This is a genomic window from Maribellus sp. CM-23, from assembly GCF_021354595.1.
In the GTDB taxonomy this organism is placed as follows: Bacteria; Bacteroidota; Bacteroidia; order Bacteroidales; family Prolixibacteraceae; genus Draconibacterium.
Genome location: NZ_JADWYJ010000004.1, coordinates 333,261 through 346,003 on the forward strand (window position 1 = coordinate 333,261; position 12,743 = coordinate 346,003).

Below are 12,743 nucleotides of genomic sequence, written 5' to 3' on the forward strand. Positions count from 1 at the left end.
TTCTGAATATTGAGTTCAATTACTCAAAGACTTATGAATCTTCTGAAAACAAAGGAACGAAGGCTAAAACAGAATCTACTTGATTCAAATCAAGAACGCTAAACCAGGAAACGGGCGCGGTAGCGGCTAAGCGTTTCGGGCGTGATGTTTAAATAGCTGGCCACGTAATGAAGCGGAATACGTTTGAAGATTTTCGGGTGCTCTTCCAGCAGGTTCTTGAAACGTAACTCGGGCGAGAACTTCAGGAGTGCCTCTTCGCGTTTCTCGGTTCGGATAAAGTGTTCCTGAACGATAAAATCGGAAAGCTGCTTCAACGTGGGATGCTGTTCAGTGAGCTGTTCAATATGCTGTTTGCTGAATTGAATGACCTCGCAATTTTCGATGGCAACAATGTTTACGATCGAAGGAGTTTCCGAAAGAAAGCTGGCAAACGAACCTACCACCGAATTCTCGAAGAAAAAATCGTTGCAAGCTTCGCGGTCGGGCGAATTGTAGAAAAGCCGCATGCTGCCGCTCTCAATAAAGCCAATCGAAGTGCAGACTTCGCCTTCCGTCAAAAAGAACTCATTTTTTTGAAAATGGGTGATGCGGGCACTATTCATAAGTGCATCAAAAGCATCTTCCGTCAGGGGAAATATTTTTTGAATATTGTAGAAGATTCTCTTCATTCAAAGGCCTTCTTTGTTCGCGTTCCAGGTACCGGTGGTACCTTTAATTACAGTAACGCTTGATAATATTGTAAGCTCCTTCGATTCCCAGTTCTCCGGCGCGGCTTAAATCGATTGCTCCGCCTTCCACATCATCGAGGTATATTTTGGTTAAGCCCCGGTTGAAATAAGCTTCTGCAAATTTAGGCTCCAGCCGAATGGCCTGGTTCAGGTCTTCCACGGCGCTTTTGTATTCGCCCAGCCGAAGTTTTATGTAGGCCCGGTTGTAGTAGCCAAAAAAGAATTTGGGATTCAGGAACAGCGTGATTTCGTAATCATCCAGTATCTGCCGGTAATCAAGCGAAACATCGTCGCCCGAAGCTTTGTTGCCGGTTTTGTTCAGCGCAATGGAAACGTTTTCCTGTCCGTTGGCTACCAGTTCCATTTGCTCGTGCATTTTGTAACGGCTGTTGGCCCGGCAGAAATACGAAACAGCCAGCTTCTCATCCTCCTGAATGGCTTTGTCGAGGTCTTCGATGGCCGCAGAATACTTCCCGGTTAAACTGTAGAAAATTCCCCGGCTAAGGTGGTTGTGTGCATTGTCTTGTACCGCAATCTTCTCGTTAAAATAGAGAATGAAATTTTCGAAAATAGCTTTGTAGGCATCCACCGGTTTGTTGGTGATCGACAGAATCGGGTTGTAGTTATTTTTTACGTTCAGGTCGTCGATCGCCACGTTGTAATACTGAAAACGGTTGTAATCCACTGCATTTTTCTCGAAGGCCGAGATAATAAAAAGTGGTTGCAGGTCGATCACAATGTTTTTATCCTGAAGTTGGATGTCTTCTTCTTCCGGCGTCTGCGTGCTTTCTTCGGGTATTTCGCGGGTTTCTTCCACAATCAGGTCCATGCGCGAATGGCGACGACGGCGCTCGGCATCTCTTTCTTCTTCTTCGCGGGCATCTTTTTGTTTTTGGGCAGCCGCATAATCCACCGCCTGGTTGTTTTGATTACTAGCTTGTGCAGTTTGATCAGCAGCAGTCTGTTGCTGTTTCTGATCGTCTTTCTGATTGTTTTTTTGCGTATTCCCCTGCTGATTGCCTTTTTGCTGTTGTTGCTGAGCCAGTTGCTCTGCATTGATCTTCCGGTTGCTGAAATCATACTGCGGATTCAGCTGGGCGGCAATCTGGTAATCGGTTTCGTATCCGGGGCGGCCCAGAATTTCTTTGGCCATTGCCCGGTTAAAGTAGGCACTTGCGATTTCTGGGTTTAGTTGAACCGCCATATCGTAGTCCATAATAGCGCTGGTGTAATCCTCCAGCTTGTGCTTTACAATACCGCGGTTGTTAAAAGCCAGGGCATTGGTTGCATCAAACTTGATGCTTTGGTCGTAATCGCGAAGTGCCGAAGCGTAATCATTCAGTTCAAAACGTGCCAGCCCCCGGTTTAAATACGCTGCTGCATAGTGGGGACGGATGATGATGACCTGGTTCAGGTCTTTTATGGCACCCATCACATCGCCGCTTACAATTTTGGCGTTGCTTCGGGCCATCAGGGCATGTGTCGATTTGGGGTTGATCTCCAGCGAGCGGTCATAGTCGGCAATAGCACCTTTTATATCGCGTAAGGCCAGTTTGGCAATCCCGCGGTTGTTGTAAATGGCTTCGTCATCCGGATCAAACTCCAGCGCCCGGTTATAGTCTTCTATAGCTTTATCGTAACGATGCAGGTTGTGGTAAGCCATTCCCCGGTTGTTGTAAGCCATCGGGTAGTATGGTTTAATTTCAATGGCTTTGTTGTAATCTTCAATGGCGCCCCGGTAATCTTCCAGCGAATGTTTGGCAATTCCGCGGTACAAATACGCCTCAGCCAGGTAGGGTTTAAATTCAATCACAATGTTGAAATATTCGATAGCCCCGGTATAATTTCCAATTGAAATACGGGTTCTTCCCACCCTGATGAAATGGTCGATATTGAGTTGTGCTTCAGCCATAAAAACAAAGGCCGTCAGCATAAAAAATAGGATCGTAAGTTTTTTCATCTAATTAAAAATCTCCACCGTTTATGGTTTTGAATGTAACTCATCTTCTTTTGGAAAGACTTGTTTCATCTTCTGTTTTAACTGAACAAACAAAAATAACATTTTAGGAGCATGCCCTTCGTTTCGCTTAATTTTATTTAACTTATCGCACTAAAATTGTGAAGAATGTGTAAACGCTGTGATTGGAGTACCTCGAATGAATTAATGATTCGCTACCACGACGAGGAGTGGGGAGTGCCTTTGCACGATGACCGGAAACTGTTTGAATTTTTTGTGCTGGAAGGGTTTCAGGCGGGGTTGAGCTGGCAGATTGTGCTTAACAAACGGGAGAATTTCAGAAAGGCGTTTGATCATTTCGATCCTAAACTGGTAGCCAGGTACGACGAGAAGAAGCTGGAAGAACTGGGCAACGATGCTTCCATTATTCGTAACAGGCAAAAAATAGCTGCCTGCGTGAACAATGCACAGCGTTTCCTTGAAATTCAAAAAGAATTTGGAAGCTTCGATCATTACATCTGGGGCTTTGTAGATCATAAACCGGTGGTGAATGCTTTCGCATCGCAAAAGGAGCTTCCGGCCAAGACCGAACTTTCGGATAAAATATCGGCCGATCTGAAAAAGAGAGGCTTTAAATTTGTGGGCTCCACAGTAATTTATGCACACATGCAGGCTACCGGAATGGTGAACGATCATCTAACCAATTGTTTTCGTTACAAAGAGGTTCAAAAGCAATAATTTAGACGGATTGTAATTTAGCGCTAAGCGGTTTTTAGTCACTTTCTTAAATCAAATATTTTATTATTTTTGGTGCCATTCAGTACATGAAGGGATAGTTTAATTTTATATGCAGCGCCTGAAGAACACTGGTTTATACAGCTTTGTTGTGTTTACAGTCGTTTCATATTTCACCTAAAAGAATAAAATAGTTTAGTTTCATGAAATTGCGCTTTGTATTAACCACTCTACTGGCGGTATTTGTTTTAAGTGTATTTGCCGAGAACGATAAGGGGAAGAAGGAAGAGAATGTTGGGTATGTTTTTGACGATGAGATTGCACTGCCGGTAACACCGGTAAAAGATCAGTACCGTACGGGTACTTGTTGGTCTTTCTCAGCCATTTCATTACTGGAGTCAGAAATGCTTCGACTGGGGAAACCAGTGGTTGATTTGTCCGAGATGTTTGTGGTTTGGCATACCTATTCCGAAAAAGCACAGAAATATGTTCGTTTGCACGGCGAAAACACCTTCTCGGCAGGAGGAGCTTTTCACGATGTTACCAACATGATCCGGGAATACGGAATTGTTCCGGAGTCGGTTTTCAACGGTTTGCAATACGGCGAGAAAAAGCACGTACACGGCGAGATGGACGAAGTGCTGAAACAAAATGTGGATGCAGTAGTGGCCAACAAAAACCGTACGCTGAGTACCGTGTGGCGCGAAGCTGTTGAGGGCACCCTGAATACTTACCTGGGGAAAACGCCTGATAAATTTGAATACGAAGGAAAACAATATACTCCGCAAAGTTTTGCCAGCGAATATGTTGGCCTGAACATGGACGATTATGTTGAGATTTCTTCCTATACACACCATCCGTTTTATTCAAAATTTATTCTGGAAGTACCGGATAACTGGTCGTGGGACGAAGTGTACAACGTGCCGGTGAATGAACTGGAAGAGATTATTGATTATTCGCTGAAGAATGGAATCACCGTTGCGTGGGCCGCTGATGTAAGCGAGAAAGGATTTCTGACAAGCAACAAAGGTGTGGCGGTATTGCCTGCTGCTCCCGACGAGGATATGAGCGATGCCGAAATTGCCCGCTGGGAATCACTTCCTGAACGCGAAAAGGAAAAGGAATTATACCAGCTCGATAGCCCGGTGCCTGAATTAAAAGTATCGCAGGAAATGCGTCAGGCAGCTTTTGATAACTACCAGACAACCGATGATCATGGAATGCACATTGTTGGAATTGCCAAAGATCAGGAGGGTGAGACCTTTTACAAAGTGAAAAATTCGTGGGGTGATTACAACAAATACAACGGATATTTTTATGCCTCTAAACCTTATGTTACGTATAAAACTATGTGTATTATGGTACACAAGGATGGCATACCCCAAAGTATTAGAGAAAAACTTGAGCTTTAGTTCAACTGGGAGCAGCCCTTCAGAGTTTTCTGAAGGGTTTTTTTATCTTTGGAACTCAAATCGATACGATGAGAAAACTTTTCCTCTTTATTTTATTTTCGGTACTAAGCTTTTCCTCTTTTGCTGAAGAGGACTGGGGCTGGTGGAACGAACTTCATGGCTGGAAAACGGGTATGCCCGGCTGGCGGAACTGGATAATTATATCACCCGCTTACTTGGGGCCCAATGCCTTGCCAGTGCCGGAAGTAAAAAAGGGTTTTTTTCTCAACGAAAGTGAATTTGCCTTAACCGCTTCCACGCATTTTCATTCGGGCGATCCAACCCAGGATATTTCGGGCCGGCTTTTTATCCCTTTTGCAAAGGGAAAGATCGCGGTTGAAATGTATGGCGTAATGATGGAACATTATGCATACACCGAAGAAATAAGAAACGAACGTTTTTCGCGCGATAAAGACGGTAAAGGAACCGCCATTGGCGATTTTTATTTTTCCACGTTGATTCAGTTGACACGCGACCGGAAGTTTCCGAACACTTTGTTCCGGATGGCATTGAGGACAGCTTCGGGAGGGAAACTGGAGGCTGCCCGCTATTCCGATGCGCCGGGCTATTTTTTTGATGTGAGCTCATCCAAAGATTTCGGCACCCGCGAAAGCCTGCTTTTTCGTCCGTACGGAATGATTGGTTTTTACAGCTGGCAAACCAACGACGAACTGATGCTTCAAAACGATGCCCTGCTTTACGGATTGGGAACCGAATGGGAACACAACAGTTGGCGTTTGGGCGCTTCGTGGTCGGGGTATCACGGGTATAAAAATACGGGAGACCGGCCTATGCAACTGAATTTCGACCTTCGGAAAGACTTTTCAAAAAGTGCTATCAGCCTGCAATACCAGCATGGCTTGCACGACTGGCTTTATAAAACCCTTCGATTTTCGTTTATCTGGAAATTTAATGCGGTAAAATAAGTTCTGTTTTTCACGGAATATGTAAGTTTGTATCACTTTTTTTTATCACTAACTGAAACATCTGCAACAATGAAGAAGCTGTCCTTGGTTATTTGTGTCTATAACGAAGAGCCAAATATAAAACCACTTTCCGAAGAAATTAAAGCCGCGCTGAAAGACATCGATTTCGAAGCGATTTTTGTGGACGACGGGTCGAGCGACGGAACCAGGGAAGAAATCCGCAAGATAAATGACGAACGTTTTTTGCTGGTGGAGTTAAAACGTAACTACGGGCAAAGTTCTGCTTTGCAGGCTGGTATCGACCAGGCAGAAGGGGAGTACGTTGCACTGATTGACGGCGATTTGCAAAATGACCCGGCCGATGTTCCAATGATGCTTAACGAAATAGAGAAAGAAGGCTGGGACATGGTGGCAGGTGTGCGTGCCAACCGGAAAGACGGTATGTTTTTGCGCAAAGTACCTTCAAAAATTGCCAACTACATGATTCGCCGGGCTACCGGAATTCATATGAAAGACCTGGGGTGTACCCTGAAAATATTTACCAGCGAAACCATCAAAAGCATTCATATTTACGGCGAACTTCACCGTTATATTCCGGCGTTGATTACACTCGAAGGCGCCACGCGTATAACCCAGGTGGATGTCAATCACCGGCCGCGTACCTTTGGAACATCCAAATACAACCTCAGCCGGACTACCCGTGTAATGAGCGACCTGGTACTGATGGTTTTCTTCAAGAAATACATGCAGCGCCCGATGCACTTTTTTGGCGGTATCGGAATCGTAACACTCGGAATTGGCGTGTTGATCAATTTTTACCTGTTGATCCTGAAGCTTTTAGGGAACGACATTTGGGGAAAACCTCTGTTGATGCTGGGGATTTTAATGGTGCTGGGCGGAATTCAGTTTATCACCACCGGGATCATTGCGGAAGTTCAGATGCGTACTTATTTTGAGTCGCAAAAGAAAAAACCCTACCGGGTTAAAAGCGTGTCTCCGGCCGTAGAGAAATAATTCCAGGCTGCTATCCGGTTTTACAAAAAGTTGATTAGATTTATAAGGTTTTCCATTGATCAGCAGTGAGTAATACCCGGATGAAAAAAACACAAGTGTAACTGGCAGAATCCCGTTGGAATTTTATTCGGAAGATTTGTTTCATTTTTATGTAAGGGTAATTACCATCTTGCTTGTCATAAAATAAACAAGATTGATTAACCTAAATAATTATGTCATGAATACAATGAAGGCCCGAATATCACTTTTTTTGACCGTATTTTTTGTCCTCGCTTTTTTGGTCGGAAATGCACAGGAGCGTTTGGTTAAAGGTATTGTAACTACTTTCGACAGCATTCCGCTGATTGGTGCCGATGTGCAGGTGGCGGGTTCGAAAGAGTTGGTGAAAACCGATACGCTTGGAAGGTTTTCAGTAAATGTAAATCCGGGTGATAAACTAAAGGTTTCAGCCAAAGGTTTTAACACGCAAAAAGTTAAACTCGACGACAAAATCAAAATGGTTTTGGTTAACCTAAAGCTAAAACCTACCGAAAGTGCCCGCGAATATGCCATCGGATACGGTTACGTTAAAGATGCTGATAAGCTCAACGCGGTGGCTCAGCTAAACAGTAAAGACCTGGATTTCTCGCAGTATACAAATATGTACGATTTGATACGTGGCCGGTTTGGCGGTGTTCAGGTAAGTCCGGGTGGCGAGATCATTATTCGTGGGGTGAGTTCCATAAACCTGAGCAGCGCCGCCTTGATAGTGGTGGACGGAGTAGCGGTAGATAACAGCATGTTGAATAATTTAAGCCCCACGAATGTGCAAAGCATTAACATTATCAAAGATGGAAGTGCTGCCATTTATGGTGCACGGGGCGCCAACGGAGTGGTCATTATCGAAACCAAACGGGGGAAGGATGATTAATTTTTCCCCTTATTGATTTCTAACTCTAAATTACCGGCGTGAAAGAAGTTGTTGTTGAGCAAAAGTTTCGCGCACCCATTTGTAAAATATGGGAAGCGCTTACCAACTTGGAGGAAATGAAGCAGTGGTATTTTGACAATATCGATTCATTTCGCGCTGAAGTGGGAGCAAAATCACGTTTCGAAGTGCAATCGGGCGAGCGAACTTTCACGCATTTGTGGGTGGTAACAAAGGTTGTTCCTTTTGAATGTATTCAATACAACTGGAAATATGCAGAATATCCGGGCGATTCGTTGGTGACCTTTGATTTAAAGAAGGATGGCAATGAAACCTTGCTGGTATTGACTGCTACTTTTATCGAGGATTTTCCGGGCGAAATACCCGAGTTTAAACGCGAAAGTTGTGTGGCCGGATGGCAGTACTTTATTCAGGGACGCTTAAAAACCTATCTCGAATTAAATTGCTAAATTGGAGTGACTTAAAAACTACAATCATGAACAAACCAGTAACCGTCGCCATATTTACGAGCAATTTCGATATGAAATACATTCTTTTTAAGGAAATGCTCGACGAAGCAGGAATCGAATACATGCTGGTAAATGAAATCACCAGCACCATTGATGGAATTTACAAAGGCAGCCCGTCAAACATTGGAATTGAGCTTCGGGTAATGGAAGAAAACTTTGAAGAGGCGCTTGAAATACTGAACTCGATCCAATAAAAAAGGCTGTTCCAAAAGTGATTTTCGAGCAGAATACGATCTATTCTTCTTTGCGTAAAACCGATTTTACCAACTTTTGAAACAGCCCTTTGAGCGAAGGAGTTAGTCGTATTTATTTGGTCAGTTCATAACCCATTTCAATTCCTTTTTTAGTTGCAGGGACTCCTTCTTTCATCCAAACAGGCATGGGAGCATCTTTCAGGTAATGATCAAAAAACTGTGCCAGCCGAATCTGAAAATCATGTTTATCCCGAAGTTTTAACGGCCAGTGGTCGGCGTCGTTGTAGTTTAAAAGCCAACTCGGTTTTCCAAGTCTTCGCAGGCCGATAAAAAACTCAATTCCCTGGTACCACGGAACGGCCCCGTCGTCATCGTTGTGCATGATCAAAATAGGGGTTTCTATCTTGTCGAGCGTAAATAGCGGTGAATTTTCGAGGTAACGCAGCGGCGCTTCCCAGATCGATTTTCCGATGCGGCTTTGCGTATGTTCGTACTGAAAAGCACGGTTCAGTCCCGATCCCCAACGGATGCCACCGTAAGCGCTAAACATGTTTACAACGGGCGCACCCGACTCAATGGCTGCAAAAAGGTTGGTGCGGGTGGCAAGGTAAGCCACCTGGTAACCGCCCCAGCTGTGCCCTTGCGCCCCGATTCGTTTCGGATCCACAAAGCCCATTTCCAGAATATGGGTAATTCCGGGCATCACACAGTTAAAGGCTGATTCGCCCGGATAACCTTCCCTGTAATGCACATCGGGGTTAAAAACAACGTACCCGTTGCTGGTGTAATAATGATAGTCGATGGTGGAACGATGGGTTTCCGGCATGCGGTATTCAAGCAATTCATCCGAACTTTTCTCGTAGAAATTTACGATCATCGGGTATTTTTTTGAGGGATCGAAATTTTCCGGTTTGTGCAAGGTTCCTTCCAGTACGAGTCCGTCGAGCGAGCGCCACGAAACCAACTCGGCCGTTCCCCAGATAAAATTTTTTTGCTGCGGGGCTGCATCCGAAACCTGCACTTGTTTTTTGAAGTTTAAGTCGGTAGCCAGAAGATTGGGATAGGTCCGGAAATTCTCTTTGGTGAAAACCACCACATCAGCATCTTTGGCTTTTGATGGTGTACTGAGTTTAAAGTTTCCGTCCAATAAGATCCTTTTCTTCTCCGGTTTTTCCCAATCAAATGAAAAATAGCTGTTTGCTTTACTCGCGTCATCAAAGGCTTTCAAAAGCATTGGTTCCGATGGATCAAGTGACTCGCCCCGTTTGGCATTAAATCTCACCAGGCGGTAGCTGGTTTTATTTGTCCGGCCATTTTGGGTGACGTTTAAGGGAGCAGAATTATTTTCAGGATCTACCTGCCATAAATCGTAACGGTCGTAAACTAGCAGTGCTTTGTCGTCTTGCAGCCAGCCCGCTGTGCCGTACGATGACGGCGGATTGGGGATGTCGTTCAGTTCATCAGCCACCTGAATTTGTTGAGGAACGGAGACAACGAATTCTTTCCCCGTAGCTATGTTATAAGTATTCCATGTGGTGTCGATGGCATTGTACCAGTACAGGTAATTGCCGTTGGGTGAAGACATGGGGCGCGCGCGACAGTCTTTTTTGACCATTTTGTGCTCGCCGGTGTGGATGTCAACCAGGTAAAAATCGAGGTGGTTCGGTTGTCCTTCCCACATTACCTGCACCGCGTAAGGGCGGTTGGAATAGGCCAGCAGATAGTCTGCATTACCTTTGTTGATCAGGTCGACACCGGAAAATAATTCGGTTTCGAGTTGAACCGTTTTGTTGTCAGAAAGATGGACCACTGACAGGTATGATTTTTTCTCATCGCGCGATTTGTTGTTCAGCTGAACGGTTTGCAGCTCTTCTTCGTTCCAGTGCCAGATATCCAGCATCGGAATTTCTTCCTCCAGCTTTGTTGTATCCTTTTCTGCGGGAACTGGCGCAGTACCAAAAAACAGGCGTTCGTTGTTATCCGAAAACGAAAGCCGGCCGTTGGAACTGATTTCCCAACCTTCGGGAATGGCCTTGCTGTCATTGGCTGCGATGATCTCTGCACTTTCATCACCCGACCACAAATACAGTGCATAGCTTTTTTCTTTCGAACCGGTAGTATCGGCCAGAAATGCCACCTTGTTGGCCGTTTTGCTTAGCGTTAGTTGTTTGAAGTCGCCTTTGCCATTCAGGATTTTTTGCTCGTTTCCGTTTTCCCACACATAAACACCAGCGTCGAAAACACTGTCGCCTTCCGACACAAAGGCAAGTATTTTATTCTCTTCAGAAAAATCGTAACTGCTTACTGCAGGGAATTCCTTTTCTTCTCCATTAATGAGGTTTTTTATCACTAGCGGAAATGTTTCATCTTTCCCGTTTTTCTTTTCTTTTTTGTCTGAACCGGAAGTGGTGTCCGCTTTTTCGGCTTGGTAGGCAATCCAACCCGACCATTCTGCAGGTATTTTAAACGATTTTATTTGCTCAATCACTTCCTGCGTTCCTTTGTCAAGATCGTAAATTACCAGCTTGTCTTTGGGGAGGTCTTCTTTTTTTGTCTTTTTTAATTTCAGGGCCCGGATGCTGTCTTCGGGGGCTTTTAAGGTAAACACCAAAAACCGGGAATCGGCTGTAATTTGGGCTCCGGTTCCACACTCGATGGCCGCTTTTTCCTCGCCGGCAGGAGTGGTTATTTTTAGTACAGGATCTCCTTTCCACGGTTCCTCTTTGTAAACAATGTATTTGCCGTTGTTGGAAAGGTGGGTTTCTGTAATCCGGTTCCATTTCAGGATGTCATCAAACGTTAACGGGCGCTTTTCGTTTTGCGCAAATGCCAGAACAGCCAAAACAGAAAAGGTAAAAATGAACAGCAGTTTTTTCATGAGTGTATACTATTTGGTTTTAATCAAAAAACTTTGGTGCAGGGAGAAAACGATTCGTATATGTCTGAGAGTTTATTCGCCGGGCTTTATTCGGTAAAATTGACGGTTCAAGTCAGTTCAAAATTCAGTAAACTATGACGCCTTTCTGTTGAAAAGGTTTAAAGCCGATTCAGGAGCGCCGGTAAATAACGTTTCTTTCTTCGAGGTACTTTAAAATGTATGCCAGGTTTCCAACCCCGGCCCCAAGGGTTTCGGGGGCACTTACACCGTGTGCCGAAAAACCGCCGTCGAGCAATAAATTGGCAACCGCCGTGCAGGTGTACCCCGTGGTGCGTGCCATTGAAATGGTTTTGCTGTTGCGGTCAAACTTGTCCAGAAGGTGGTAGGTGTACGTTCTTCTTGCGCCGTTTTCAATTCCCTTTATGGTGATTCGCATGATGGTAAAATCTTCTTCGCCTTCCTTTAACTGCCATTTGGGAAAAAGTAGTTTGGCAGTTACATCTATGGGGCGGATTTTTGTGCCGTTTACTTCAATTTCTTCGTACGAGAAAAATCCTGATGCGCGCAACACCCGCAGGTATTCAATACATCCCGGATAGCGAAGTGTTTTTTCAATCATGTGCGGAATGTTCTTCATGGTAAACATGAGTGAACGCAGTCCGTCAGAATTCCACGATTCCAGGGTTCCCACTTCGTCGAAATGAATAAGCTCCGGATCGGAAAGTGCTTCTTTGGTCACCATCTCATAGTTTTGAATATAGCGCGCGGGTCGGGTGTATTCTTCGATTACATCGATGGGAGAGAAAACGGCTTTGTATTCGTAGGGCCACTCGCGAACCACCGGGAGTCCTCCCACCAAACATTCATACGATTGAACGTGCATTTCGCGGTTGTGGTGCCCAAGGATAATGTTGCCCATTCCGGGAGCTACGCCGCAATCGGCCACTACTGTTACTTTGTGCTTTTGTGCCAGTCCGTTCAGGGCCAGAAAATCTTCGGGCATAAACGAAATGTCAACCATGTCGCGTCCGGCTTCTATCACGGTTTTCATGGTCTGATAACCCATAAAGCCGGGAACGGCCCCGATAACGAGGTCAAACTCGCGAACAATTTCCCTGATTTTTGCGGGATCTGCCAGGTCGGTCTGAATGGTTCTTATTTCCGGAAAATCCAGAAATTTCTGAGCAGTAGAAGGATCGATATCTACACTCGTAACCCGATGGTTTTTCGACAGGTCTTTGGCGATTACACTGCCTACCAGCCCGGCCCCCAGTACAACAATCTTTTTCATCCTGTTTCCATTTATTGTATTTCCATACGGTTTATAACGCAGCGAAACAGTTATTTGTAATTCAACAGTAGCATCTTCCTGTCAGGAGGTAATAAACTCCAACAGAATCAGAAGCCTGCATGAATCTACAAA

General features: G+C 44.8%; 11 protein-coding genes. 7 read left to right on the forward strand and 4 right to left on the reverse strand.

Annotated features, from left to right (window positions below; all coding sequences use genetic code 11):
• Window positions 1-98: 98 nt before the first annotated feature.
• Window positions 99-668 carry a Crp/Fnr family transcriptional regulator gene (locus INQ51_RS15275; RefSeq protein ID WP_233378821.1) on the reverse strand — a complete coding sequence of 190 codons (570 nt, stop codon included), beginning with the start codon at window positions 666-668 and terminating at the stop codon, window positions 99-101.
• 43 nt (window positions 669-711) lie between these two features.
• Complete coding sequence (locus INQ51_RS15280; RefSeq protein ID WP_233378822.1) at window positions 712-2,688, reverse strand: tetratricopeptide repeat protein; 1,977 nt, start codon at window positions 2,686-2,688, stop codon at window positions 712-714.
• A 165-nt stretch (window positions 2,689-2,853) separates the two neighbouring features.
• Here INQ51_RS15280 and INQ51_RS15285 point away from each other — a divergent pair, with 165 nt between their 5' ends.
• From INQ51_RS15285 to INQ51_RS15315, 7 genes are all read left to right on the forward strand, one after another.
• The gene (locus INQ51_RS15285; RefSeq protein WP_233378823.1) at window positions 2,854-3,423 is read left to right on the forward strand and encodes a DNA-3-methyladenine glycosylase I; all 570 of its coding nucleotides are present in this window, start codon (window positions 2,854-2,856) and stop codon (window positions 3,421-3,423) included.
• Window positions 3,424-3,623: 200 nt separating this feature from the next.
• Entirely contained in the window at window positions 3,624-4,832 is a 1,209-nt protein-coding gene (locus tag INQ51_RS15290; protein ID WP_233378824.1) for an aminopeptidase C, read from the forward strand.
• A gap of 68 nt (window positions 4,833-4,900) precedes the next feature.
• On the forward strand, window positions 4,901-5,797 hold the full coding sequence (locus INQ51_RS15295; protein WP_233378825.1) for a hypothetical protein: 897 nt from the start codon (window positions 4,901-4,903) through the stop codon (window positions 5,795-5,797).
• 69 nt (window positions 5,798-5,866) lie between these two features.
• Window positions 5,867-6,811, forward strand: a complete 945-nt coding sequence (locus INQ51_RS15300) for a glycosyltransferase family 2 protein (RefSeq protein ID WP_233378826.1) — start codon at window positions 5,867-5,869, stop codon at window positions 6,809-6,811.
• A 217-nt stretch (window positions 6,812-7,028) separates the two neighbouring features.
• On the forward strand, window positions 7,029-7,721 hold the full coding sequence (locus INQ51_RS15305; protein WP_233378827.1) for a TonB-dependent receptor plug domain-containing protein: 693 nt from the start codon (window positions 7,029-7,031) through the stop codon (window positions 7,719-7,721).
• Window positions 7,722-7,759: 38 nt separating this feature from the next.
• Complete coding sequence (locus tag INQ51_RS15310; protein ID WP_233378828.1) at window positions 7,760-8,188, forward strand: SRPBCC domain-containing protein; 429 nt, start codon at window positions 7,760-7,762, stop codon at window positions 8,186-8,188.
• 26 nt (window positions 8,189-8,214) lie between these two features.
• Complete coding sequence (locus tag INQ51_RS15315; protein WP_233378829.1) at window positions 8,215-8,442, forward strand: putative signal transducing protein; 228 nt, start codon at window positions 8,215-8,217, stop codon at window positions 8,440-8,442.
• 112 nt (window positions 8,443-8,554) lie between these two features.
• Here INQ51_RS15315 and INQ51_RS15320 read toward each other — a convergent pair whose 3' ends face one another.
• The gene (locus INQ51_RS15320; RefSeq protein WP_233378830.1) at window positions 8,555-11,320 is read right to left on the reverse strand and encodes an alpha/beta hydrolase family protein; all 2,766 of its coding nucleotides are present in this window, start codon (window positions 11,318-11,320) and stop codon (window positions 8,555-8,557) included.
• Window positions 11,321-11,489: 169 nt separating this feature from the next.
• Window positions 11,490-12,665 (reverse strand): saccharopine dehydrogenase family protein, encoded by a 1,176-nt coding sequence (locus INQ51_RS15325; protein ID WP_317207968.1) that lies wholly within the window; start codon window positions 12,663-12,665, stop codon window positions 11,490-11,492.
• Window positions 12,666-12,743: the final 78 nt, after the last annotated feature.